Genomic DNA, 24934 nt, shown 5'->3' on the forward strand with positions numbered 1-24934 from the left:
GGCCGGTGGTGCCCCTATCGCTCCAGATAGGCGCGCACGGCATCCTGCACACGGCGAAAACGGTCGCCGCCCAGCTTTTTGCCGCCATACCAGCGCGTGACGATAATGACGTGATCGCTCAATCCTTCGCGTTCCAGCATGCGCAGGATCACCATGCCTGCACCGCTTTCGCCATCATCGGCTTTCAAACCACCCGTAGGCAGGATCGCCGCCCAGGTATTGTGGGTGGCCTTGGCATAGGCACGGTCACTTTTCAGCGCCGCTAGTACCGCGTCAACTTCGGCCCGTGACCGCACACTGGCCCCTGTCACCGCATAGCGTGAGCCACGATCCGTCAGCACCACGCCAAGCTTGGTCATCATGGGCTTGGTCATCATGGGCTTGCTCACCGCGGGTGTAGGATCGGTCTTGGGTCGTCCAGTCATGATCAGGCAATCCGTCTTTCTGCAGCTTCCCCAAAGCGCGCTTTGGCGTCAGTTCAAGCCATAACGGTCTATGGCTTGCTGCACCACCCGCACCCGGTCAGGATTTGCGGGATGGGTGCCAAGGAAACGGTCACCGGGGTCCGGCAGCCGATAGAAAAACTGAATTCCGACGCTGGGGCGATAGCCGGCTTTATGGGTGATCAAGGTACCCAGCTCATCCGCTTCCAGCTCAAAGCCCTTGGAATAGCTGCGGGCGCCAACCGTGGCCCCTAGATCCTGCGCATTGGAAATATCCGCCGCCGTGCCCCCAGCGAGGCTCGCCAATCCAGCCAGGAGAACCGCCCCTGCCACCGCGTTTTGTTGCTGGCGTGCCAGATGGCCGCGGATGTGATGGGCGGCTTCATGCGACATCACAAAGGCCAACTCGTCGCGATTGGCGATCTGCCCCAGCATCGACTGCGTAAAGGTAATCACCGGACGGCCAGACTTGCTCAAGCTTTGATAGGCATTGGGCGGTGCCTTTCTGTCCGGGTCGATCCGGATGAGAAAATCGCAATTCAAATTGGTTGTCATCTCGCGGCAGCTGCGTTCGGCGACAGGTTCAACCCGCCGGGTCACTTCGCCAAAGGCCTGTCGCGCCTCGACCGGAGCCATCCCCGAGACCCGCTGCGCCGCTGGAGCCGGTACCGCAGAGCTTTGTGGCGGCACCTCAAGCGAGACCCCACAGCCGGCCAGCAACACGGATGTAGCGACAAATAGAAGGTTCGAAATCGGGCGGCGCATTGCGGCTTCCTCTGGCTATGACTGCTCAAGAATAGGCTGCAACCTATGGATTGTTCAATCACAACTCGTTGTTACGGCAGTAACACGCGTGCCATAGCTAACAGGTCGGCACAGGCATGGTCTGTTGGCCCGCCGCTTTGGCCCTGCGTTGCCCGCCCCCCTTGCAAGTCCCTGACAAACCGGGCACCCTTATGCCTATGTTTAGCATCGAACATGAATTTGACTGCACCACCGTCACATTGGTGGACGAAGGCAAAAAGCCATTGCTGGAGGATGTTGTGCTGAACGCATTTGCAGAATGCGTCACTGTGGAACAGTTCGACCCCAGAACGGACAGCGTGCAAAAGATCACCCTCTCTCTCAGCCAGGTCCGGGATCTGGCGGCAGCTCTTGACCTGCCAGAGGGCGTGTATCGCATGGTCACAGAAAAGGGCTGAAATGGAATGGGTGACTGCAGCCTAATTGGCTGTCAGGATCCAATTCGCTAGCCCTTTCAGGTGCCATTCGTTTCAGGGACCATTCATTTCAGAGGCCAACATAAACGAACACCTTATTTCGGGAGGTGGCACCACGGCGCAGTTCCAGATTGGAGGTTGCCGTGCCCATGGCCCGCGCCAAAAGGCGGCGCACGGCCTCGGTTGCCTTGCCGTTCTCCGGCGCCTCCGTCACCGTGATCTGGATCTCATCTTTGTTGACCAGGATCGCATTGCGCGCCGCTTTGGGCGTCACCCGTACCATGATCTCTGTACCAGGCTGCGCCAGATGGCCAAAATCCGGGAGATCTTTCTTTTTCAGTTTCCCCATGTCGGCAGTGATGCCGTGTTCCGGCCTGCTTGACCATAGACTTTTGCCTGCTCCTACGGATAAACACGGCCAGACCCAAGCGATGCCCGCAGCTTTCCAACCTGACGAATGAAGGTTGGAAAAATTCGACCAGCCAGGCCTTTCACACTTGAAAACCACCTTCGTGATGCCAAGGTTTACGGCATAAATGTAAAAAGGCTTTACATATGACACAACGCAATGATGCAGCCCTGGATTTTCTTCTGTCGCGTCGCTCCCGTCCTGCCAAGACACTGGTCGCCCCGGCCCCCAGCCGCACGGAGTTGCTACCGCTTTTGACGGCTGCGGCCCGCACCCCGGATCATGGCAAACTGGAACCCTGGCGATTTGTCGTGGTCGAACGCGGAGCCATGCAACGGCTAGCTGATCTCGCAGCACAGGCCGGAGCACGTCTGGGAAAATCACCCGAGGAGATCACCAAGGCGCGCAGCCAGTTTGAGCTGGGGCACCTCGCGGTCGTGGTGATCGAAGTGCAAAAAGACAGCCCCAAAGTCCCCGCGATCGAGCAGACCTATAGTGCCGGCGCGGTCTGCCTGGCCTTGGTCAATGCCGCACTGGCTGCAGGATGGGGAGCCAACTGGCTTTCTGGCTGGGCCAGCCATGATCCCGAATTTTGCCGGGCCGCCTTTGATATGGCAGGTCACGAACGCATTGCCGGCATCATCCACATTGCAACCGAAGGGCCAAAGCCACCAGAACGACCGCGCCCCGATCTTTCGCAATTGACCACATGGATGGACAAATGATTCTTGACGCCTTCTACAAGACCCTCGGCCAGACCGGCGATCCGCGCTTTCGCAGGGTGCTGTTTCTGGGGGTCGGCCTGACCATTGCCCTGCTGATCGCGGCCTATGCTGCCTTCCTGTTTCTGATCCAGTGGTTCACAGGCGCCACCGTCACGCTCCCCTATATCGGCGAAGTCACCTGGCTGGACGATCTTTTGTCAGTGGGATCGCTGATCTTCATGCTGGTCCTGTCGATGTTCCTGATGGTCCCCGTGGCATCGGCCATTACCTCGATGTTTCTGGACGAGGTGGCGCAGGCCGTCGAAGACAGGCATTTTCCGCATCTACCGACCGTAACCCCGACACCCCTTTGGGCTGCTCTCAAGGACACCGTGAATTTTCTCGGTGTTCTTTTGGGTGCGAATATTCTTGCGCTGCTGCTCTATGTAATTTTTCCGCCGGCAGCACCCTTTATCTTTTGGGGGCTGAACGGATTTTTGCTGGGGCGCGAGTATTTCACACTGGCGGCGGCCCGGCGCGTAGGTCTGGCAGAAGCCCGCAAGATGCGACGCAAACACATGGCGACAATCTGGGCGGCAGGCACGCTGATGGCGCTGCCTCTGTCGCTACCGTTGGTCAACCTGGTCATCCCGATCCTGGGTGCTGCGACCTTTACCCACCTGTTCCATGCGCTTTGGCGGCAAGGTTAGGCAAAAGAAAGCACGCCGCCCCAAGCGCCAGCAAGGGCGCGGCCGGACTGCAATTTATTGCGGATCTGGCAGACGGTCAAACCAGTCAAAATCGTTCACGGTGATCACACCCGACAGGATAATCCCGGCGATCACGATCCAAAGCAGGCAGGCAACCCCCGTGGTGATCCAGGCCTTTTGTTTGAGATAGTGGTTCTCGGGCGCGCCGGCATGGGTTCCCGGCACGATCTCGCCCTTGTCGCCCTGTGTCTCGATACGGATCGGCAGAATGACCAGAAAGGTCAGAAACCAGATCACAGAAAACAGGACCAGCCCGGATGTGATTGCCATTGTGCGCTTTCCTTCTGCCTAAACCCTGCCCCGGATCGGAGCAGGGTTCTGCCTACCCTCAAACCTGTTCGAGTTCCACCAGGCAGCCGGTGAAATCTTTGGGATGCAGGAACAGAACCGGCTTTCCGTGGGCCCCGATCTTAGGCTCACCCGTGCCAAGGACCCGTGCGCCTTCGGCCAACAGGTGGTCACGTGCCGCCAGAATGTCATCTACTTCATAGCAGATATGGTGGATACCACCGGCCGGGTTCTTTTCCAGAAACCCGTTGATCGGAGAATTCTCTCCCAAAGGATACAGCAGCTCAATCTTGGTATTGGGCAGCTCGATAAAAACAACCGTGACCCCGTGATCCGGCTCATCCTGCGGAGCACCGACATTGGCTCCCAAAGTGTTGCGATACTGTGCCGAGGCGGCCTCCAGATCGGGGACGGCAATGGCGACATGGTTCAGGCGGCCAATCATGATCTTACTTCTCCTGTGCAAACACTCTCGTTGCGGCCTTTTTGGCGATGCCAGCCCTGCCACGCAAGTGCGCCAATGCGCCCAGGGCTGTTTCTCACGCAGGGTTCGCGTCGTCTCGCGGCCATCTGCGGCCCTCCCGTTCGGACACTTGCGACAACCCGGGCTTGTTAACCTGTAATTAGCCTCGAATTCATAGCGTCGCTTTGTATCCCGAGAGGAGTATGAGTTATGGACGATTCGGAATTGTTTGCTGCCGCCCACCGCCTACCCAGCGCGCGCCGACCGCTGTTGGGTCTGACCATTCTGGTCATCGAAGACAGTCGCTATGCCTGTGAAGCCCTTCGCCTGTTATGTCTGCGCAGTGGCGCACGCATCCGTCGCGCGGATTGTCTAAAATCCGCCAGGCGTCACTTGCAGGTCTATCGCCCTTCTGTGGTGATCACAGATATCGGCCTGCCCGATGGTTCAGGATTGGACCTGATCGAGGAAATGAACACCTCATCTCCGCGGGTGCGGGTCGTTCTTGCCATTTCCGGCGATGCAAACGTCGAGGCTAACGCCATGGCGGCCGGAGCTGACGGCTTCATTGCCAAACCGATCACCTCTTTGGCGGCCTTTCAGAACGCAATTCTGTCGCGTCTGCCAGATGATCGCCAGCCCACAGGCCCGCGTCAACTGAACGACGAGACGGTCGAGCCAGACCCGCTGGCCTTCCTTGATGATATGGCCCATGCCGCTGATATTATGAATGAATCACAGACAGATGGGCATCTGGACTATGTCGCTCAGTTCTTAGGCGGTGTCGCTCGCAGCGCCGGAGATTCGTCGCTTGCCAAGGCTGCTGAAAACCTGGCCGAAGCCTGCTCTGCAGGGCGTCCCGTCGCCAGCGATGCCGCGATGATCGCAGGTCTTCTCCAAGAGCGTTTGGAACGGAAAATTGCGATCTGACGATGCTTGAGATTTTTTTTATCGCTGCTGCAACGCTGGCAATCGTATTGTATCTGCAAGCCCGCCAATCGGCGCGGGAAATTCGTCGAAACCTGGCCCAAAGCAGCGCTACCCAGTCGCCGCTGCTGCTTCATCCACGCGACCACTAGCAGCGTGATCACATACCCGCTGGGGTCGCGACCTCTGTGACCCTTTACAACGCCGGGACCCTGTACAAAGCCGACCGCTGGCCGTGCGAAACCAGTCCGGGCAGAAAGCGGTTCTGTGAGAAACTACGTTGCAGTGATCACAATGCCCAAGTTTTCATTGGGCGAGACACCCGTGGCTGAGATCTCAACGGAGATAGCCGGGATCTGCTGCCATCTGCACTCCCGGAAAGACCTGCTGTTCCAGCACTGTACGGCTGACGCCCGTCATGCCCTGCATGATCCAAGCAAGGGTTGCCCGCAGATCTCCGGTCGGCATTAAATCTCGGCGATTGTAAAGATCCGCCTCGGCTAGCCCCGGCCACTGGCCAAAAACACGCCCTCCCCGAATGGCGCCACCCGCTAGGATCATCGCGCCGCCCGTGCCATGATCCGTCCCACCCGTACCATTCTGGCGCGCAGTGCGCCCGAACTCCGTCACTGCGACAATCGCGGTCTTGTCCCAGACGTCAACGCCCAGGCCTTGCTTGAGGGCAAGAATACTGTCCCCCAGACGCGTCAGCGCTGCCCCAAGTGCTTTCTTCTGACGGGTATGGGTATCCCAGCCGTTCAATGAAAACGAAGCGATGCGTGTCTCCCCACGCAATTGCCGCGCTGCAAACTCAGCTAGTTTCAAATGTGCTTTTCCGCGCCGGGCCTTTGGGATTTCCATACCGGATCTCATCATTTCCGAAGATGCCCCGCCGGATGTCTCACCCATCGCAGGGTCCTGCGCATCTTCGCGAGACAGTGCCAGGGCTTCGGAGAGGGCCGCCTTGAACAAGGGATCCTCCTGCATCAGCAGCTTTGCCAGATCCTCGGCCTGGGGACTGAGCAGCAGGTCCGCATCCGGAGACCAGTCGGATACCGGTGCCACGCCACGCAACAGTTGCAGATCTCCCTGGCCAAGCGCAAAGGCCGTCCGGGCCTCGACACCGCTTTGCTGTTGCAGCAGTCGGTTCAGCCAGCCATCGCGCCGTTCTCCAAGGGTGCGGGTTCCCGCCTCGAGAATGTCCTGCCCATCAAAATGACTGCGCCGGTCACGATAGGGCGTGGAAACGGCCTGCACGAAGCCAAGCTCCGGGCGTCCCAAAGGGGGCATCGGCGGCGCAAGGGCCGGATGCAGCGAAAAAACCCCATCGAGATCTACCCCCCCCCCGCCGTTAGGCCCGCCCAGCCCGGGGCCACTGCCCAGTGTTGGCCGCAACCCCGCAAAGCCGGGATCCCCATAGGGGCGCAACACATCCAGCCCATCCATACCGCCGCGCAACACGATCACCACAAGGCGGGTATCCCAGGGGGCCGCAGCAAAGCTCACCGGTGTGAGCAGCGGACTGGCCGCCAACGAACAGCCCAGCACAGTACCGTGGGTCAGAAAGGATCTTCGCGAAACACTCATGTTATCTCATCCTTCTATCGACGCTGAAACGCTGGCGAGGCCAAAATCAGGCCAATCGCCTCGGCGCGGGTTTCGGCAGCCCCGGCCACAAACCGCACCCGTGCATCGGCCCTTTGGCCCAGGCTTTGCTCAGCAAAGCGCAGGGGATCCGGTAAATCTTTTCGCAGCTTTTGCGGCGCCGCCATGGCCCAGCGCAGACGTGCTGAAAGCCCCTGCGGGGTAATCCAGGCCGTATCCTCTTCGGGCCAGCCGTCCGGCCCCGGGGCCGCCTGCCAGCGCTGCCCCATCAGCCCCAAAGGTGCCACAAGCACCCGCCGCAGCTGCTTTGCTTTCCAATCTGCCAGATCGCCTGTCCCAATTCCCAGCCCGCGGCAGGCGGAGGCCACGAAATCCTGTGGTGGTTTGATATTGTTCAGCTCAGGCTCCCAAGAGGCTGGATGCTGCAGCAGGGTTTCATAGACGCGGGTCAAATCTCCACCGCTTTGGATGTAACTTTCGGTCAAATCAGCGACGAGGCCGGGATCAGGATCATCGCGGGTAAAATGAACCGCCAGTTTGCGCGCGAGGTGCGCTGCCGTGGCGGGATGCGCCGCGAGATCTCGTAATACCTGCAGTATGGGGCCCAACTCGGCCTTACCTTCGTCGGCGCCATAGGTCACACCAAGTACAGTTTCGCTGCCCGGCTCGGCCTGACCACCTCGAAAAGCGAACCCTTTTTTGGCGTTGAAATTCAGACCAGTAAACAGCTCTGCCAACTGGCGCACATCCTGTTGGCCATAGGGGCCGTCCACCCCCAGCGTGTGCAGCTCCATAACTTCACGGGCCAGGTTTTCATTCAACCCACCCCTGCCTTTTCTCCTGCGCGCTGCTCGGCTGTTTGGTCCAATGGACCGATGCTGATCAAGATAGTGCAGCATGAGAGGACTGGTCACCGCGGCAATCAGCAGATCCTCGAATCGGCCTGCAAGATGCGGGCGAATGGCGCTTTCGACATAGGGGGCACCCATTGGGCGTAGCGCCGCTCTTTTGCCTTGTGCCGTGAAATGATCCGCCCAGAACAGCACCAGTCTTTCCCGAAACCCATCCCGGGTCTGGCATTGCCGCAATAGCGACTGGCGAAACCACAGGTGTTGTTGCTGAACATGGTGACGTCGATATTTGCGAAAGGCCTGTTTGGCCAGGCTGGCCTGCTTCCCCTCGCGGCTTTTGCGCCAAGCGCGGCGCAGCTTGGCAAAGGTCGCGGCGGTAGCCAATCCCGTATCAAGGCCCGGGATCGCAAAGGTATGTGCAGCCACGTCCGGCCCCTGCAGGCGTGCCAGCATTGCCGCCACATCACTGGGTTGCGCCAGCTGCGCCGCGAGACCGCAGCCAAACCGGATCTCAGCCAGTTCCGGGTCAAATACCATTGCCAAAGCCCCGCGCTGTCTCGTGTGTGGTCAATTCTCGCTTGCTCCTTAACTATAGGCCACTGCGATCCCATTCACAAAACATCGCCACTAAGCCTTGAGCAATGACTTGCCTGAACGCAGGCCAGACTGAGCATCAGGGAGAAAAAAAGAGCCCGGGTTTCCCCGAGCTCCTGTCTTCTACGCGATGGCAGTTGCCGATCTACTGGTCTTGCGGGATCACCCGCAGGCCCAACTCCATCAGCTGTTCAGCCATCGGTTCAGATGGGGCAGACATCATCAGGTCTTCAGCGCGCTGGTTCATCGGGAACATGATGACTTCGCGGATGTTGGCCTCATCTGCCAGCAGCATCACCATGCGGTCGATACCTGCCGCACAGCCACCGTGAGGCGGCGCGCCAAATTGGAAGGCATTGACCATGCCACCAAAGCGTTTTTCGACCTCATCCTTGCCATAGCCCGCAATCTCGAAGGCTTTAAACATGATTTCGGGACGGTGGTTCCGGATCGCGCCAGAAACCAGCTCGTAGCCATTACAGGCCAGATCATACTGGTAGCCGAGCACTTCGAGCGGGTTGCCCTCAAGTGCTTCCATACCACCCTGCGGCATCGAGAAGGGGTTGTGCTCAAAATCGATCTTGCCGGTTTCTTCATCTGCCTCGTAGATCGGGAAGTCCACGACCCAGGCAAAGGCAAAGCGGTCCTTGTCAGTGAGACCCAGCTCTTCGCCGATCACGTTGCGGGCGCGGCCTGCAACACCTTCAAAGGCTTTTGGCTTGCCGCCAAGGAAGAAGGCAGCATCGCCAACTTCCAGACCAAGCTGTTGGCGGATTGCCTCGGTGCGTTCAGGGCCGATGTTTTTAGCCAGCGGGCCTGCGGCCTCATTGCCGAGCACGATCTCACCGGATTTGACCAGAGCGTTGACCTCTTTGACGGTGATACCGCGTTCTTGCGCGATCGAATCTGCAGACTGCTTACGCCAGAAGATATAACCCATGCCGGGCAGGCCTTCTTTTTGCGCAAAGGCATTCATCCGGTCGCAGAACTTACGCGAGCCGCCTTTGGGGGCCGGAATGGCGCGCACTTCAGTGCCCTCCTGCTCCAGCAGCTTGGCAAAGATGGCAAAGCCGGACCCGGCAAAATGTTCAGAGACCACCTGCATCTTGATCGGGTTGCGCAGGTCGGGCTTGTCAGAGCCATACCAAAGCGCTGCATCGCGATAGGAGATCTGCGGCCATTCACTGTCTACCTTGCGACCGCCGCCGAATTCTTCAAACACGCCCTGCATCACTGGCTGGATGGTGTCGAACACATCCTGCTGGGTGACAAAGGACATCTCCAGGTCGAGCTGGTAGAAATCGGTGGGCGAGCGGTCGGCGCGCGGATCTTCATCGCGGAAACAGGGCGCAATCTGGAAGTATTTGTCAAAGCCCGAGACCATCATCAGCTGCTTGAACTGCTGTGGCGCCTGCGGCAGGGCGTAGAATTTGCCGGGGTGCAGACGCGAGGGCACCAGGAAATCACGCGCGCCTTCGGGGCTGGACGCGGTGATGATGGGAGTCTGGTATTCGTTGAACCCCTTGTTCCACATGCGTTTGCGGATCGACTGCACCATGTTGGAGCGCAGCAGCATGTTCTGCTGCATCTTTTCGCGGCGCAGATCCAAGTAGCGATAGCGCAGGCGGGTTTCTTCCGGGTATTCCTGCTCGCCAAAAACCATCAGCGGCAGTTCTTCGGATTTGCCCAGAACTTCGATGTCACGGATAAAGACTTCGACCTCACCGGTGGGCAGCTTGTCGTTGACCAGGCTCTCGTCGCGCGCCAGCACATTACCGTCGATGCGAATACACCATTCCGAGCGCACCTTTTCGATCTCAGCAAAGACCGGGCTGTCGGGGTCGGCCATGATCTGGGTGATACCATAGTGGTCGCGCAGATCGATGAACAGCAGGCCGCCATGATCGCGGACACGATGGACCCAACCAGAAAGGCGTACGGTTTCGCCCACATTGGATTTGTTCAGTTCGGCGCAGGTATGGCTGCGATAGGCATGCATGGCGTGACCTTTCGGTATGCTGTCTGGTCTTGTGGTGGGCCGTTATTCGTAAAAAACGCGCGTCGGCGCGCAGAACTCGGCGCAAAATTCGTCTGGGCCGATACACAGGGTTGCGGGGCCGTTGTCAAGCAAAGCGAGACGTTTTCCCCCCTTTGATGGGCCGTAGCCTCGGGTCGTGGGGCGTTTTTCGTAAAGGTTCACTATGGTAGGCCTCCGGCAGCCCTCCCTTTTTCTCGCTCAGCCAGCCGACCTCACGGCTCAAAATACTCTGCGCTGATTTCCCCGCGAAGCGAGTTGCCCACTGTAATTTTTTGGGCATGACGCAGATCGCGCACTGTCACGACCTCTTCCACAACCCGCCCATTATCCAGCAAACGCTGGCGCAGCACACCGGGCAGCAACCCCGAAGAAAGCGGTGGCGTCACCCGTCGGCCAGACCGGAGAGTAACAAAGAGGTTTGTAATGGTGCCTTCACAAACCTCATCCCTTTCATTGAGAAATAGCACCTCATCCACCCCCTGGCGCAAAGTCGCGCGGGCCTCATCATAGAGCCTGCGGCAGGTGGTCTTGTGCAACAGCCATGGGTCATCGGAATTGACCCTTTGTTTCGCAAGCGAAACAACCCAGTTTCTGGTCGCAGTGGCGAAAGGTGCCGTGACCAACTCAACCGTGCCGTCTCTTGCCAGCGTCAACCTGCAGCGCATGTCAGCTTTGGCCTTTAGGGCCTGCAAGCGGGTTTCCTGCTCTATGCGGTCAAAGGCGATGCCGAACGCGGCGGCCGAGCGTTCCATCCTTGCCACATGGCGGTTTAGATCGCGGGGACCTAGGCCGGGCTGATAGAGAAACGTCTCGATCAGGCGGAAATCGGCATCACCTTTGATGGTGTCAGCTGGGCAAAACGGGCTTTCCATAGGGCTTCCTCATATTCCGATTGCGCGGTGCTGTCCCAGACAACGCCGCCCCCGACGTTCAAAGTGGCGTGCCCGGCCTCGACCATCAGCGTGCGGATTGCCACGTTGAATTCCGAGGCGCCATCCGGTGCCATCCAGCCGATGGTGCCGCAATAGATATCGCGTGGCCAGGGTTCCAGATCCGCCAGAATTTCCATCGCCCGGATCTTTGGCGCCCCAGTGATTGACCCGCAGGGAAACAGCGCCTGCAGGATCTGCCCCAGTCCAACGCCAGGACGCAGGCGGGCCTCCACGGTTGAGACCATCTGATGCACCGTGGTATAGCTTTCGACAGCAAAAAGTTCTGGCACCTTGACCGAGCCGAGCTCGGCAATGCGCGAGATGTCATTTCGCAAAAGATCCACGATCATCAGGTTTTCGGCCCGGTTCTTTTCATCCTGCCGCAGAAAATCCCGCGCTTTTGCGTCTTCCTCCGGGTCCGCATTGCGCGGCTGCGTGCCCTTCATCGGGCGGGTTTCTATGCGTCCGCCCGCATCGGTGCGAAAAAACAGCTCTGGCGAACGCGACAGCAAATCCGGTAATCCCTGTTGCTGCACCAGCGCGCCGTGGCCAACCGATTGGCGTTTGGCGAGTGCTGCATAAAGTGCCGCCGATGAGCCAAAGACACCTGCATCAATGGGAAAGGTCAGATTGGCCTGATAGATATCCCCGGCACCGATGCTGCGGTTTACTTCTGAAAAAGCTTCGGCGTAGCGCTCATAGCTCCAGCGCGGATGCAGTTCGGTCAGAGTGGCCTCTGCGCTACATTGCAAAGCCTCGCCTTTCTGAGGAGCGCTATAGACCCCAAAACACAACAACGGCAATCGGCGGTCCTGCGGCATCAGTGTCGTCAGACAAGGCTCCAAGGCATAGCCCAACTCGTATGAAGCATAGCCCGCAAGCCATTTGCCAGACCTCTGCACAGCCTCCAGGGCGTCCAGCGCTGCAGGCACCTCAGGCACAGAATCAGCACGGATCAGACTTTCAGGCGCCCCAAAAGCCAATGCCCGCCCCAATGGGCCGTTATCAAAGCGGATTTGCACGCTGCACCTCCATATCTAGGCCCCAGCCTCTGCCGCGACTTCTGTTTTCGCCTTATATCCGTTCGATATGCGAACAATAGCCATAAAAGCGGCAATTCGAAGCGTGTGAGCGATCCCCCTTGCACCTTTTTGCGCTACCCCTATAACGCAGGACAATTTGGGCGCTTGGGGGTGCCCGACTCGCCACTAAACACAGATCGACCTGCCAACCAGCCTGGCCTCGCCGCTCGCACATCATCGAAGGAAGCAAACCCATGCCAAAAAGAACCGACATCCAGTCGATCATGATCATTGGTGCGGGGCCCATCATCATCGGGCAGGCCTGCGAATTCGACTACTCCGGTGCCCAGGCTTGCAAGGCGCTCAAGGAAGAGGGCTACCGGGTCATTCTGGTGAACTCGAACCCGGCCACCATCATGACCGACCCCGGTCTGGCCGATGCCACCTATATCGAGCCGATCACGCCTGAGGTAGTCGCCAAGATCATCGAGAAAGAGCGCCCAGACGCGCTGCTGCCCACCATGGGTGGCCAGACTGGCTTGAACACCTCGCTCGCGCTTGAGGAAATGGGCGTGCTGGAAGAATTTGGCGTCGAGATGATTGGCGCCACCCGCGACGCCATCGAGATGGCTGAAGACCGCAAACTGTTCCGCGACGCCATGGACCGCTTGGGCATCGAAAACCCCCGCGCCACCATTGTCACCGCGCCTAAGCTGGAGGACGGCAAGGCCGACCTCAATGAAGGCGTGCGTATCGCGCTGGAATCGCTTGAAGATATCGGTCTGCCTGCCATCATCCGCCCCGCCTTTACCATGGGTGGTACCGGCGGCGGCGTGGCGTATAACCGTGAAGACTACGAACACTTCTGCCGCACCGGCATGGATGCCTCGCCTGTGAACCAGATCCTGGTCGACGAAAGCCTGCTGGGCTGGAAAGAGTTCGAGATGGAAGTGGTCCGCGACAAAGCGGATAACGCCATCATCGTCTGCGCCATTGAGAACATCGATCCCATGGGCGTGCACACAGGTGATTCCATCACCGTCGCGCCGGCACTGACGCTGACCGACAAAGAATACCAGATCATGCGGACCCATTCGATCAACGTGCTGCGTGAGATCGGTGTCGAGACAGGTGGGTCGAACGTGCAATGGGCGGTAAACCCCGCCGATGGCCGTATGGTTGTGATTGAGATGAACCCACGGGTGTCGCGCTCCTCGGCGCTGGCCTCCAAGGCGACCGGTTTCCCGATTGCCAAGATCGCCGCGAAACTGGCCGTGGGCTACACGCTGGACGAGTTGGACAATGATATCACCAAGGTGACGCCCGCCTCGTTCGAGCCCTCGATCGACTATGTTGTCACCAAGATCCCGAAATTCGCCTTTGAGAAATTCCCCGGATCAGAGCCCTATCTGACCACCGCGATGAAATCCGTGGGCGAGGCCATGTCGATCGGCCGGACCATCCACGAATCGATGCAAAAGGCACTGGCCTCGATGGAATCGGGCCTCACTGGTTTTGACGAGATCGAGATCCCCGGCCTCACCATTGGCACCTGGGAGATTGCCACCGATAAGGCCGCAGTGATCAAGGCGATCAGCAAGCAGACGCCAGACCGGCTGCGCACCATTGCCCAGGCGATGCGCCACGGGCTGAGCAACGATGAAATCCATGGGGTCACCAAATTTGACCCCTGGTTCCTGGACCGCATCCGCGAAATCATCGAGGCCGAAGCCGATGTGCGCAGCAATGGTCTGCCTGAGGGCGAAAAAGCGCTGCGCCACCTCAAGATGCTGGGCTTTACTGATGCGCGTCTGGCCAATTTGACTGTTGCCTCGGAAAAATCCGTGCGCGACACACGGGTGGCCAAAGGCATCACCGCCGTGTTCAAACGCATCGACACCTGTGCCGCCGAATTCGAGGCCCAGACCCCCTATATGTATTCCACCTATGAGGCTCCGATGATGGGCGAGGTCGAATGCGAGGCGCGCCCCTCGGATCGCAAAAAGGTTGTGATCCTGGGCGGTGGCCCCAACCGGATCGGTCAGGGGATCGAGTTTGACTACTGCTGCTGCCACGCCTGCTATGCGCTGACGGATGCGGGCTATGAGACCATCATGGTCAACTGCAACCCAGAAACAGTATCGACCGATTATGACACCTCGGACCGTCTGTATTTTGAGCCGCTGACATTCGAGCACGTAATGGAAATCCTGCGGGTTGAGCAGGAAAACGGCACCCTGCATGGTGTGATCGTTCAGTTTGGCGGCCAGACCCCGTTGAAACTGGCCAATGCACTCGAAGAAGAAGGCATTCCGATCCTCGGCACCTCGCCCGATGCCATTGACCTTGCCGAAGACCGCGAGCGTTTCCAGGAGCTGGTGAACAATCTGGGCCTGAAACAGCCCCATAACGGCATTGCGTCGACCGATGAGCAAGCGTTGGAAATCGCCGAAGAAATCGGCTTCCCGCTGGTGATCCGCCCTTCCTACGTGCTGGGTGGTCGTGCGATGGAAATCGTGCGCGACATGGATCAGCTGCGCCGCTACATCGCCGAGGCCGTGGTGGTCTCGGGCGACAGCCCCGTGCTGCTCGACAGCTACCTCTCTGGCGCGGTTGAGCTGGACGTCGATGCGATCTGCGACGGCACCGACGTGCATGTGGCAGGCATCATGCAGCACATCGAAGAAGCCGGCGTACACTCCGGCGATAGCGCCTGTAGCTTGCCGCCCTACTCTCTGTCCAAGGATGTCATTGAGGAAATCAAGACCCAGACCTTTGCATTGGCCAAAGCGCTGAACGTGGTCGGTCTGATGAACATCCAGTTCGCTCTGAAAGACGGCGAAATCTTCCTGATCGAGGTGAACCCTCGTGCCAGCCGCACCGTACCGTTTGTGGCCAAGGCCACCGACAGCGCCATCGCGTCAATCGCAGCGCGCGTCATGGCGGGTGAAAAGCTCGCAGCCTTCCCGCATCGTGGCCCCTACAAGCCCGATGCTGGCTATGACGTCGACACGCCCATGGCTGACCCGATGACCCTGGCCGATCCCGACATGCCCTGGTTTTCGGTCAAAGAAGCGGTGCTGCCCTTTGCCCGCTTCCCCGGCGTTGACACCATCCTGGGCCCAGAGATGCGCTCTACCGGCGAAGTCATGGGCTGGGATCGTGATTTCCCCCGCGCCTTCCTCAAGGCGCAGATGGGGGCCGGCATGGTGCTGCCGAGCGAGGGCCGCGCCTTCATGTCGATCAAGGACGCCGACAAAGGTGCCCCGATGCTGGAAGCGGCCAAGACCCTGATCGAGCAAGGCTTTACCCTGGTGGCCACCAGCGGCACCCAAAGCTGGCTCGATGGTCACGGCGTTTCCTGCGAGTTGGTCAACAAGGTCTATGAGGGTCGGCCCCATGTGGTCGATCTGCTGAAGGACGGCCATGTTCAGCTCTTGATGAACACCACCGAAGGCGCGCAAGCTGTTGAAGACAGCAAGGAAATGCGCTCGGTCGCGCTGTATGACAAGATCCCTTACTTCACCACGGCTGCCGCCTCCAATGCCGCCGCTTTGGCGATCAAGGCTCAGGCTGAGGGTGACGTCGAGGTGAAGAGCCTGCAGGGATAAATCAGCAGACTTCCCCAGCACATCCTAATACAGGAAGCCCCGGACTTTTTAGTCTGGGGCTTTTTCATGCCGGCCAAATCAGCGCAGAGTTGAAATCGATTGCTTAGGGAAATGATGCTATACTCGCCGACAGAACCAACACGAGCCTATGACCAAAAGGAACTCTCTGATGCGCCTAGTTTTTTCTCTGCTCCTGCTCTGTGGCCTTGCCGCCTGTGATGTGCCTTTTGTGCCGCTGATCTAAACCACCGTAACGGGACACCAGATTGCCACGCTCAAATGCAAAAGGCCCCGGTTACAACCGGGGCCTTTTGTCGTTCTTTGAAAACAATCCTGTAGATCAGGCCGCTAACGCTGCCTTCTTCTCGCGGCGCTCCACACCGCTAAAGAAGATCAGATAGAACACCGGTGCCGCCACCAGGGTCAGCACGGTGGCAAAGGCCAGACCGCCCATGATGGTCACCGCCATGGAGACAAAGAAAGCGTCCCACAAAAGCGGAATCATCCCCAAAATGGTGGTGATCGCCGCCAGCATGACGGGGCGCAGACGCGACACAGAGGCCTCGACGATGGCTTCGCGCAGGGGCTTGCCCTCTTCGCGCACCAGATCGATTTCTTCCACCAGAACAATACCGTTCTTGATCAGCATACCCGACAGGCTGAGCAGACCCAGAAGGGCGGTAAAGGTGAAAGGCAGACCAGTCCCCAGCAGCCCCATGGCAACGCCGTTCACCGACATTGGCACCAAGAGCCAAATGATGATCGGCTGACGAATGGCGTTGAACAAAAAGACCGAGATCATCACCATGATCAGCGCCGTCACCGGCAGCTGTTTGCCGAGGCTTTCATTCGCGTCACCTGAACTTTCGTGATCACCACCCCACTCCATGGTGTAGCCCGCGGGCAGATCCATCTCCTCGATGCTGGCCTGCACCTCGGCGAAGACCGAAGCTGCTGTCAGCTCAACCGGGATATCCGCACCAACGGTCAGAGTCGGCACCCGGTCGCGACGGTGCAGCAGGGTGTCTTCCAGGCTGACCTCCACCCCGTCGATCATTTGCTCCATCGGCAGGAACTTCTGCGCCGTATTGGAATAAACCACCTGATCCATAATATTGTAGGCGCCGTCACGCGGGCGTCGGAGCACGATCGGGATCAACCGGTCCTGTTCGCGGAACACACCAGCCTGCAGACCATCTGTGGAGAATTGCAGCGTATCGGCAATATCCTCGCGGGCGATCCCTGCCGTCTGTGCCCTTTCAATGGCATAGATGGGCGTCAGGACCGGTTCACGTTCGCGCCAGTTCTGACGCGGGTTGAGGATATTCGGTGAGGCCTCGGACAGACGCCGCATCGCTTCATCGCCCAGACGCCGCAACACCTGCGGATCAGGACCCGAGAACCGCGCCTGAATAGGATCGCCGCCACCGGGGCCAAAGACCAGCCGTTTGGTGCGGAACTCGCCTTCGGGGAACTGCCCCTGACCAAAGGCCTCGAGATCTGCCTGCAATGGCGGAATGGCCTGAAGGTTTTCGGTGCGAATGATCATATGACCATAGCTGGGGTTCGGTTTTTCCCCATCATAGGTCAGCATAAACCGGGCCGCGCCCTGACCGATGAAGGTGGCCACATCAACCACATCATCGCGTTTTGCCAGCCAGTCTTCAACGATTGCCATATGGGCCGCCGTCGTCTCTATCCGGGTGCCCTGTGGCAGTTTGTAATGCACAAAGAACAGCGGCGTGTTGGAGTCCGGAAAGAACTGCTGCTTCACGGTGCCAAAGGCTGCAAAACAAACCGCTGTCAGCCCGATCAGCCCCGCAACGACCAGCCAGCGCAGCTTGAGCGAGATGCGCAGCAAGGCGCCATAGGTGCGAAACAGCAACCCACCATAGGCATCTTTGGCATCGGCATGACCCTGCTTGAAGAAATAGTGCCCCAGCAGAGGTGTTGCAGTCAGCGCCAGAACCCAGCTCAGCAGCAGTGAGATCGCGATCACCGCAAAGAGCGAGAACAGGAATTCACCCGCCGAATCCGGGCTGAGCCCGATCCCGGCAAAGGCCATGATACCGATGATGGTGGCCCCCAGCAGCGGGATTTGCGTCTTGGAGGCCGCATCATGAGCCGCCTCGCGCGAATTGCGCCCGCGATGCATCGAGATCTGCATGCCTTCGGCGACCACAATAGCATTATCGACCAGCATCCCCATCGCAATGATCAGTGCGCCCAGAGAAATGCGTTCCATCTCGATCGAAAAGAGGTTCATGAACAAAAGCGTGCCGACCACGGTCAGCAACAGCGTGGTGCCAACCACCACAGCCGCCCGCCAGCCCATGAACAGCGCCAGAACCGCAACCACGATGGCCACAGAAGTCGCCAGATTGACCAGAAAGTCATTGGAAGCAGTATCCACAACCAGATGCTGCTGGTAAATCGGCAGCACCTCGACCCCATAGGGGATCTGCAGGTCCAGCTCAGCCATACGGGCATCCACCCGTCGGCCAACCTCGACAATGTTTTCCGTTGCGAGACCTGCCACCCCCATGGTGAAGGCTTCGACCCCATTGAACCGGATCAGCAGATCCGGGTTGCTGGTGCGGCCCCGATAAACCCGGGCCATATCGACCACGTTGATGACTTCACCCTGAGCTCCGATTGAAAGGCCTGCGATCTCTGACACGGTGTCAGACCCTTCGGGTGCCGTCAGGCGGGTCTCAGAGGCAGCGGAATCCAACATGCCGGCCGAACGGACCGTATTGGAGGTGGCGATTGAATTGGCAATCGCGCTGATCGAAATGTTCTGGTTGACCGAAATCGCCATATCCGGCTCAACAAAGACCGCCTCATCCGGGAGACCCGCAATTTCGACATCGGCAACGCCATCTACCGCAAGCAGTTCCCGGCGCAAAAACGTCGAAAGCTCATGTTTTTCGGCATCGGTATAGCCTTCGGTTGTCACCGCATAGAACAGGCCAAAGACATCACCGAAACTGTCGTTCACATAGGGCTGCGACACCCCATCGGGCAACCCACGCGAAGCATCCCGGATCTTGGCGCGCAAATCGGTCCAGATCGCTGGCAATTCGGTGCCATCGTAAATGTCATGCATTTCCACTTCGATCAGAGAGCTGCCGGGCCGGTTGATCGAGGTAATCGTCTTGACCTCGCCCATCTTCTGAATGGCGGATTCCAGCGGCTCGGTCACCTCGCGGGCGACTTGTTCAGCGCTGGCACCGGGATAGGCCGTGAGGATCACAGCCTGTTTGATGGTAAAGGCCGGATCTTCAAGACGCCCTAGGTTCAAAAACCCCCAGATGCCGCCCAAGAGGGCCGCCAGCATGATGATCCAAGTATATAGTGGCCGGTTAATAGAGGCGCGTGCAATGTCCATGCCCTGATCCTCAGTTCGCGAAACCGGCAAAGCGGCGGACCTTTTGTCCGTCGCTCAGGGCTGAGCCGCCAGTGGAGACGATCTCTTCGCCGCCCTTGAGACCCGCTATGATTGCGAAATCTCCGTGCTGTGTCGCCTGCAACTCAACCGCGACCCAGGTGACAACACCTTCGTCCGCGCCTTTGGGCGAAAAGACCATCACACCAGGTTTGCCATCAGTGGAGGAAACGATCGCCGTGGCCGGCACCAGAATGCCCTGTTCGCCGGTATCGACGACAACGCGCACCGTGGCGGAAGCCCCCGGCAGCACTTCGCGCCCCTCTGGTGGATCAAGGCGGAAGGTCACGCGGAACGTCTGGCCCACATTGCTGGCTTCGGCGTCAAATTCCAGAATTTCCAACGGGTACTCGATATCGCTGCCGGGAAACTGTGCGGTCGTTGACACCTGCTCGCCGAGCTCCGACCGCTGGAACAGGATCTCGGGAACGTCGACTTCAATGTGCAATTCAGACATATCGTGCAGACGTACGATCGGGGCCCCTGCCCCCACGGTGGTATAGTTTTCGACACCCCGGTTCGAAATCAGGGCGTCGAACGGCGCGTTCAGGGTGGCATGCGCCAGTTCATATTCCGCATTGCGCAGTGCCACACGGGCCAATGCTGCCTCGGTCACTGCATCGTCGATGGAAACCTGACTAACAGTCCCTTTCAATTTTTCCATTCGGGTAACTTTTCGATCCGCCTGTTGTTTTTGCAGTTGCGCCTGTTCAAGGCTCAGCTCGAAAGGTTCCAGATCGAGCTCTGCAATCAGCTGCCCCTTGGGAACAATAAACCCTTCGGCCACCGGGAATTTCAGGATCTGACCACCAACCTGGAACGCCAGGTCAACAGATTGCTTGGCCGCCACCTGACCAAAGAACTGCCGTTTAAGCAGCCGCGTGCCCGACTCCGTCACCAGCAATTTCACCGGTTTCAGCACCTCGCCAGTCTGCGCTGCCGCAGGCAATGCAGCCACCTGCAAGAGGGCTACGGGCAAAACGGCTACGGGCAAAACGGCTACGGGCAGGACTACTGCCGGCAGGGCCAAAACCGGGCGCATCGCCCGCGCGATTTTTTGCAAGAGCTGCATCTGTTAAATCTCCTTGTCGGGCCGGGAATTCCCAGGGCCCAAAATTGTGTTTTGTATCTTACCGGACAGGGTTGCGAATTTCTGAATATCTGCGGCGCTCAGCCCCGATATTTCTCGAAATGCGTCTCCTGCCTTATTTTCCAACTCGCGCCGCAGATCACGGCCCTTTGGGGTCAGCTGCAGGCGAAAGGCGCGCCGATCCTCGGTGTCGCGCACCCGCTGTGCCAGACCGTCCCGTTCGAGCCGATCCGCCGCGGATGTCACCGCCGAGGGCACAAGCGTCATCAGCCTGGCCAGCTCTCCCATCCTGCGCGGCGCATCCAGCTGCATCATCAAGTAGCATTCCATCCGCCCCAGACCGTGCATCACTTCCTGACGGCAGAAGGCCTCATCCATCCGCCAATAGAGGGCAAAAACCCCCAGCAGCGCGCGCACTTCGACGGTGGGCGCATAGATTTCGGTGTTTTCAGGATCTGAGGTGGTCATCAGCCGCGGACTCGTCTCGTTGATTCTCCTCTCCTATACTTCACACAAAGAAACTTTCATGTGATGAAGGTCACATAGCGCCAATCGGGTTTCTAAGCACGAAATGAACCGGGTCCCCGCTCAGATCCCCCGACGGAAACCAGCCGCCACGCTTGACCTTTGGGCAACAAAAGCGTCACAAATGCAGGGTTTCCTCGCAGTCATCCTCACAGTCATAGGTCCTGAGAAATGTACACAGCCGCCATCACCGGCACCGGTGTCTTCACCCCCTCGCAGACAATCACCAATGCTGAATTGGTCACGGCTTTCAACGCCTATGCCGACAGGATCAACGCCGAGAAGGCCGAAGAGATCGCGGCAGGCGATTTTGAGCCCCTGCAGCATTCGTCAGAAGAGTTCATTTTCAAAGCCTCCGGCATCGAGCAGCGCTATGTGATGGACAAGGCGGGCGTGTTGAACCCCGATATCATGTATCCGCAACTGCCTCAGCGGGATGACAGCGAACCCGGGATTATGGCCGAGATGGCGCTGGATGCGGCCAAGAAGGCACTGGCACAGGCCGGAAAGACGGCTGCGGATGTTGATCTGGTGATCTGTGCGGCATCCAACATGGAGCGCGCCTACCCGGCCGTTGCCATCGAAATTCAACAGCTGCTGGGCATCAAGGGTTTTGCCTTTGACATGAATGTGGCCTGTTCGTCGGCAACCTTTGGCATTCAGGCCGCCGCTGACATGATCCGCTCAGGCAGCGTTCGCGCCGCCTTGGTGGTGAACCCCGAGATCTGTTCTGGTCATCTGGAATGGCGGGATCGCGACTGTCACTTCATCTTTGGCGATGTCGCGACCGCCACCCTGCTGGAGCGGGCCGAGGACGCACAGGGAGACTATTTCGAAGTTCTCTCGACCCGCTGCGCCACCGAGTTTTCCAACAATATCCGCAACAACAACGGCTTCCTGCGGCGCTCGCGCCCCGATGGCGTCGAAGATCGGCGCGATATGCAATTCATGCAAAACGGCCGCAAGGTTTTCAAGGAAGTTGTCCCGATGGTGAGCCAGCACATCACTGACCACATTCATGACAACGGCATCGAAAGCAGTGATCTCAAACGTCTCTGGCTCCATCAGGCCAACAAGAGCATGAATGATTTCATCGGCAAGAAAGTTCTGGGCCGCACACCGCTGCCTGACGAGCAGCCCAATATCCTGCAGGACTACGCCAATACCTCTTCGGCGGGCTCGATTATTGCTTTTTCAAAACACTCGGCGGACATGGCTGATGGCGATCTGGGTCTGATCTGTTCCTTTGGCGCGGGCTATTCTGTGGGCTCGGTCATCCTACGGCATCACTGCGCATAGCTGTAGCATTGCACGAACGCAAAGCGCGCTCCCCCACAGAGGAGGTGCGCGCTTATCCACACTGGAAAACCTCACATCATTTGCAGAATAATGGCTATTTCTGCGAGACCCGCGCATGCACGGCCTCGGCGCTTTCCACCCGTTCGGAATAGCGGTTCACAAGATAATCCTTGCGTCCACGCGTCAGCCAGGTGAATTTCACCAGCTCTTCCATCACATCAAAAACCCGGCGATAGAGCGGCCCATCAGGCAGGCGCTCACCTTCTTCGAATTCCAGCCAAGCCTTGGGGATCGAGCTTTGATTGGGGATAGTGACCATCCGCATCCAACGCCCGAGAATGCGCATCTGATTAACCGCATTGAAGCTTTGCGAGCCGCCTGACACCTGCATTACCGCCAGCGTCTTGCCTTGGGTGGTGCGAATGCCGCCTTGCAGCGACAGCGGCAGCCAGTCGATCTGCAGCTTCATGATACCGGTCATGGCTCCGTGCCGCTCGGGGCTGGACCAGACCATGCCCTCGGACCAAACCACAAGATCACGCAGTTCCTGTACTTTGGGATGATCTGCCGCCCCGGCATCATCTGGCAGTGGCAGTCCCGAAGGGTCAAAAATCTTGGGCTCGCAGCCCAGCGCCCGCAAAATGCGTGCGGCCTCTTCTGCCACTTTGCGCGAATAGCTCACGTCGCGCAGGCTGCCGTAGAGCAACAGGATACGTGGCGGGTGGCGTGGATCATCAGGATGCGCCAGCACATCTACGTCGATTGCTGAAAAAGCCGCAGATTCGACCTGCGGCAAATCTTTCAATACATCCGGGAGATCAGACAAGGGTCAGGCGCTTTCTTCTTCGAGATGCAACTTCATGTCCAACAAAACCTGCTGCAACAGAACTGTTTCGCGCAGCAGACGTTTGGCTTCGTTCACGGTGATGATTCCATCCTCAATCGCAGTCTGGTACTCGCTCATCAAAAAGGCAAAGCGCTGGCTCAGTGCAATCACATCGGCATTTACGCCGCCATTGCGGTTGGTGCTTCCCTCCCTATTCTCCGAAGCTTTGGAGTCATAGGAGAGTGTAATATTCTTAAGATCCGCCAGTGCTGATGTGACATGCGGATAGGACGCCGCCCCTTCCAGCTTGGCCACCGCATCGACCGGCATAAAGCGATCCGTGTGCTCTGCATTGTCGGAATAGTACCGCCCCAAGGTCGCCTTGGACTTACCTGTGATCTGGCACGCGGCCTCGATCCCGACGTCCTTCACCAAAGCTTCGGTGTGTTTCTTAAGCTGGCATTTACCTCGCTGACGGACAGATCAATTGGCAAGGTAGAGCCGTCCTTGCGCATCCCGCGAACTTCGCGGCCAATTCCGATGATCTTCTTGTCACCAGTTTCTCGAAAATTGCTGAGGTACCCGTCGTGTTCTGCCTGATACGGATCAGGCATCAACATCTTGACGTTCTTTCCAATAACCTCGTCCGCGGTGTAACCAAAGATCGTTTCACAGGCGCGGCTGTAGCTTTCTACGGTTCCGCGAATATTAATCGAAATGATGCCGTCGACCGTACCATCTTGAATTGCGCGAAGGGTTTCCTCGCTGCGTTGCAGTGTCGTTTCAGTTTTTTTCTGATGGTATACAATTGCGGCAACAAGCCAGATGAGCAAAACCGAGAGGGCCCGGTTCAAAAGGGTGATTTCCTGATCCGATTGCGAGCCGATTGCTGAGATATAACCTATTGCGGTAAGCATACTGGCAATTACTGCGAAGAGGAAAGGTGTATACTGACATTCCCCAAGTAGAACGTCCTCCCGCCCACCTTGCCGCTGTTCTGCGCTCCTATCAAGCCTCTTGCACCCATGGTGCCGTTGTTCGGGCATCTGACGCGCGAACTGCGCCCGATTTCCGGTCTCGGGGGCGAGGTTGATCCGGATATTGGTCTGACCGACCCCCGTATGGATAGACCGGTTGAGCCGCTTTTGTTCAGGTTTTATGATTAACGATGTTGTCATTAGGGAACCGGCGGTGCGCGCAGCCGATGTATGGCCGCAAGGATGCGGTTGAACAGATCGCCGCTGACAGCCACCTCGGCCAGTTGGAAGGTGATTGCACGGGCGTGACGCACAACCCTCGCACCAATCTTGATCAATCGCGTCTGCAGGCTTGTCAGTGACCAGTCGGCTATCTCATCAGGTAGATCAGTGCCCTGTAGGAAGGCACCGATATTGTAAGCCAGTGCATGGAGTTGCAGCCGCACCTCGTTCTGCGCCATGCCTTTGCAGGACAAACGGGTCCAGTTGATCGCCTGCTTGCCTTCCTTGATGTATTGCTCGGCGGTGCCGCGTTGGTTGTAGAAGCGGATGATCCAGTCGGGTTCCATCGGCATGTTGGTGACCACGAAGCCCACGCGCGGGAACAACTCGCTGGGATGCCATTCCACCTTGGCGATGACACGACGAGGTTTGTCCCAAGATGCCGCCTGATATTGGAAGTCGCCGTAGATGCGCTTCACGCCTTTTGGCGGACGACCCACAGGGCGCTTGAGCAGATGCGCAATCTTGCCCTGAAGAACGCGATTGGCCCGAAGGCGGATGGCGTAGAAATAGTTTTCCAGTTCCAGAGTTTTGTATAGCTCCGGGATGGCGAACGCAGCATCCCCCCGGAAGAACCGCATCAGGTGACGATCCGCATATCGCGCGATGA

Annotated in this window: 25 protein-coding genes; 8 read left to right on the forward strand and 17 right to left on the reverse strand. The window is 58.4% G+C overall.

Annotation, left to right across the window (positions count from 1 at the left end; all coding sequences use genetic code 11):
• Nucleotides 1–14 precede the first annotated feature (14 nt).
• Nucleotides 15–374, reverse strand: a complete 360-nt coding sequence (locus PH5382_RS15360) for a YigZ family protein (protein ID WP_197410058.1) — start codon at nt 372–374, stop codon at nt 15–17.
• Nucleotides 375–473: 99 nt separating this feature from the next.
• Nucleotides 474–1208: a M48 family metalloprotease gene (locus PH5382_RS15365; protein ID WP_058335271.1), complete on the reverse strand. Its 735-nt coding sequence runs from the start codon at nt 1206–1208 to the stop codon at nt 474–476.
• 197 nt (nt 1209–1405) lie between these two features.
• Here PH5382_RS15365 and PH5382_RS15370 point away from each other — a divergent pair, with 197 nt between their 5' ends.
• Nucleotides 1406–1645 carry a hypothetical protein gene (locus PH5382_RS15370; RefSeq protein ID WP_058335272.1) on the forward strand — a complete coding sequence of 80 codons (240 nt, stop codon included), beginning with the start codon at nt 1406–1408 and terminating at the stop codon, nt 1643–1645.
• A gap of 88 nt (nt 1646–1733) precedes the next feature.
• Here PH5382_RS15370 and PH5382_RS15375 read toward each other — a convergent pair whose 3' ends face one another.
• On the reverse strand, nt 1734–2012 hold the full coding sequence (locus PH5382_RS15375; protein ID WP_058335273.1) for a DUF167 domain-containing protein: 279 nt from the start codon (nt 2010–2012) through the stop codon (nt 1734–1736).
• Between the two features lie 206 nt (nt 2013–2218).
• Between PH5382_RS15375 and PH5382_RS15380 the strand changes: the two genes are divergently transcribed.
• Together PH5382_RS15380 and PH5382_RS15385 are read left to right on the forward strand one after the other, a co-directional pair.
• Nucleotides 2219–2797 (forward strand): nitroreductase family protein, encoded by a 579-nt coding sequence (locus PH5382_RS15380; protein WP_058335274.1) that lies wholly within the window; start codon nt 2219–2221, stop codon nt 2795–2797.
• On the forward strand, nt 2794–3486 hold the full coding sequence (locus tag PH5382_RS15385) for an EI24 domain-containing protein (protein ID WP_058335275.1): 693 nt from the start codon (nt 2794–2796) through the stop codon (nt 3484–3486). The genes PH5382_RS15380 and PH5382_RS15385 overlap by 4 nt, the downstream gene beginning before the upstream one ends.
• Nucleotides 3487–3540: 54 nt before the next feature.
• On the opposite strand, the gene PH5382_RS15390 is transcribed toward PH5382_RS15385, so the two are convergent.
• Together PH5382_RS15390 and mce are read right to left on the reverse strand one after the other, a co-directional pair.
• Nucleotides 3541–3816 (reverse strand): DUF1467 family protein, encoded by a 276-nt coding sequence (locus PH5382_RS15390; protein WP_058335276.1) that lies wholly within the window; start codon nt 3814–3816, stop codon nt 3541–3543.
• Between the two features lie 58 nt (nt 3817–3874).
• On the reverse strand, nt 3875–4279 hold the full coding sequence (mce, locus tag PH5382_RS15395) for a methylmalonyl-CoA epimerase (protein ID WP_058335277.1): 405 nt from the start codon (nt 4277–4279) through the stop codon (nt 3875–3877).
• A gap of 228 nt (nt 4280–4507) precedes the next feature.
• Between mce and PH5382_RS15400 the strand changes: the two genes are divergently transcribed.
• Both PH5382_RS15400 and PH5382_RS20030 read left to right on the forward strand, forming a co-directional pair.
• On the forward strand, nt 4508–5227 hold the full coding sequence (locus PH5382_RS15400; protein WP_058335278.1) for a response regulator: 720 nt from the start codon (nt 4508–4510) through the stop codon (nt 5225–5227).
• Between the two features lie 2 nt (nt 5228–5229).
• Nucleotides 5230–5376, forward strand: a complete 147-nt coding sequence (locus PH5382_RS20030; protein ID WP_197410056.1) for a hypothetical protein — start codon at nt 5230–5232, stop codon at nt 5374–5376.
• Between the two features lie 184 nt (nt 5377–5560).
• Here the strand turns inward: PH5382_RS20030 and PH5382_RS15405 are convergent, their stop codons facing one another.
• From PH5382_RS15405 to PH5382_RS15425, 5 genes are all read right to left on the reverse strand, one after another.
• Nucleotides 5561–6811 carry a DUF1501 domain-containing protein gene (locus PH5382_RS15405; protein ID WP_058335279.1) on the reverse strand — a complete coding sequence of 417 codons (1251 nt, stop codon included), beginning with the start codon at nt 6809–6811 and terminating at the stop codon, nt 5561–5563.
• Between the two features lie 14 nt (nt 6812–6825).
• A complete protein-coding gene (locus PH5382_RS15410; protein WP_058335280.1) occupies nt 6826–8217 on the reverse strand; it encodes a DUF1800 domain-containing protein in 1392 nt (463 codons plus the stop codon).
• 202 nt (nt 8218–8419) lie between these two features.
• A complete protein-coding gene (gene aspS, locus PH5382_RS15415) occupies nt 8420–10273 on the reverse strand; it encodes an aspartate--tRNA ligase (RefSeq protein ID WP_058335281.1) in 1854 nt (617 codons plus the stop codon).
• A gap of 251 nt (nt 10274–10524) precedes the next feature.
• The gene (locus PH5382_RS15420; protein WP_058335282.1) at nt 10525–11184 is read right to left on the reverse strand and encodes an aminotransferase class IV family protein; all 660 of its coding nucleotides are present in this window, start codon (nt 11182–11184) and stop codon (nt 10525–10527) included.
• The gene (locus tag PH5382_RS15425) at nt 11127–12266 is read right to left on the reverse strand and encodes an aminodeoxychorismate synthase component I (protein ID WP_058335283.1); all 1140 of its coding nucleotides are present in this window, start codon (nt 12264–12266) and stop codon (nt 11127–11129) included. The genes PH5382_RS15420 and PH5382_RS15425 overlap by 58 nt, the downstream gene beginning before the upstream one ends.
• Before the next feature lie 254 nt (nt 12267–12520).
• On the opposite strand from PH5382_RS15425, the gene carB reads away from it, so the two are divergent.
• Nucleotides 12521–15877 carry a carbamoyl-phosphate synthase large subunit gene (gene carB, locus PH5382_RS15430; RefSeq protein ID WP_058335284.1) on the forward strand — a complete coding sequence of 1119 codons (3357 nt, stop codon included), beginning with the start codon at nt 12521–12523 and terminating at the stop codon, nt 15875–15877.
• A gap of 340 nt (nt 15878–16217) precedes the next feature.
• On the opposite strand, the gene PH5382_RS15435 is transcribed toward carB, so the two are convergent.
• From PH5382_RS15435 to PH5382_RS15445, 3 genes are read right to left on the reverse strand one after another with little or no spacing between them, the layout of a single operon-like run.
• On the reverse strand, nt 16218–19268 hold the full coding sequence (locus tag PH5382_RS15435; protein ID WP_058335285.1) for an efflux RND transporter permease subunit: 3051 nt from the start codon (nt 19266–19268) through the stop codon (nt 16218–16220).
• Nucleotides 19269–19278: 10 nt separating this feature from the next.
• The gene (locus tag PH5382_RS15440) at nt 19279–20397 is read right to left on the reverse strand and encodes an efflux RND transporter periplasmic adaptor subunit (protein WP_231751902.1); all 1119 of its coding nucleotides are present in this window, start codon (nt 20395–20397) and stop codon (nt 19279–19281) included.
• Nucleotides 20398–20400: 3 nt separating this feature from the next.
• Nucleotides 20401–20883, reverse strand: a complete 483-nt coding sequence (locus tag PH5382_RS15445; protein WP_058335286.1) for a MarR family winged helix-turn-helix transcriptional regulator — start codon at nt 20881–20883, stop codon at nt 20401–20403.
• 228 nt (nt 20884–21111) lie between these two features.
• On the opposite strand from PH5382_RS15445, the gene PH5382_RS15450 reads away from it, so the two are divergent.
• Entirely contained in the window at nt 21112–22239 is a 1128-nt protein-coding gene (locus tag PH5382_RS15450) for a beta-ketoacyl-ACP synthase III (RefSeq protein WP_058335287.1), read from the forward strand.
• 94 nt (nt 22240–22333) lie between these two features.
• On the opposite strand, the gene arsH is transcribed toward PH5382_RS15450, so the two are convergent.
• Genes arsH through PH5382_RS15465 form a run of 3 tightly spaced genes read right to left on the reverse strand, consistent with a single transcriptional unit; the run spans nt 22334 to nt 23982 of the window.
• Entirely contained in the window at nt 22334–23065 is a 732-nt protein-coding gene (arsH, locus tag PH5382_RS15455) for an arsenical resistance protein ArsH (RefSeq protein WP_058335288.1), read from the reverse strand.
• 3 nt (nt 23066–23068) lie between these two features.
• Nucleotides 23069–23497, reverse strand: a complete 429-nt coding sequence (locus PH5382_RS15460; protein WP_306341249.1) for a hypothetical protein — start codon at nt 23495–23497, stop codon at nt 23069–23071.
• Nucleotides 23494–23982, reverse strand: coding sequence for a PAS domain S-box protein (locus tag PH5382_RS15465; RefSeq protein ID WP_058335290.1), 489 nt, complete (start codon nt 23980–23982; stop codon nt 23494–23496). The genes PH5382_RS15460 and PH5382_RS15465 overlap by 4 nt, the downstream gene beginning before the upstream one ends.
• A gap of 108 nt (nt 23983–24090) precedes the next feature.
• Between PH5382_RS15465 and PH5382_RS19815 the strand changes: the two genes are divergently transcribed.
• Nucleotides 24091–24231, forward strand: a complete 141-nt coding sequence (locus tag PH5382_RS19815; RefSeq protein ID WP_156414924.1) for a hypothetical protein — start codon at nt 24091–24093, stop codon at nt 24229–24231.
• Between the two features lie 11 nt (nt 24232–24242).
• On the opposite strand, the gene PH5382_RS15470 is transcribed toward PH5382_RS19815, so the two are convergent.
• Nucleotides 24243–24934: IS1380 family transposase (locus PH5382_RS15470; RefSeq protein ID WP_156414925.1), on the reverse strand; the 692-nt coding region annotated here is incomplete at its 5' end.

This window comes from Phaeobacter sp. CECT 5382, from assembly GCF_001457775.1.
In the GTDB taxonomy this organism is placed as follows: domain Bacteria; phylum Pseudomonadota; class Alphaproteobacteria; order Rhodobacterales; family Rhodobacteraceae; genus Pseudophaeobacter.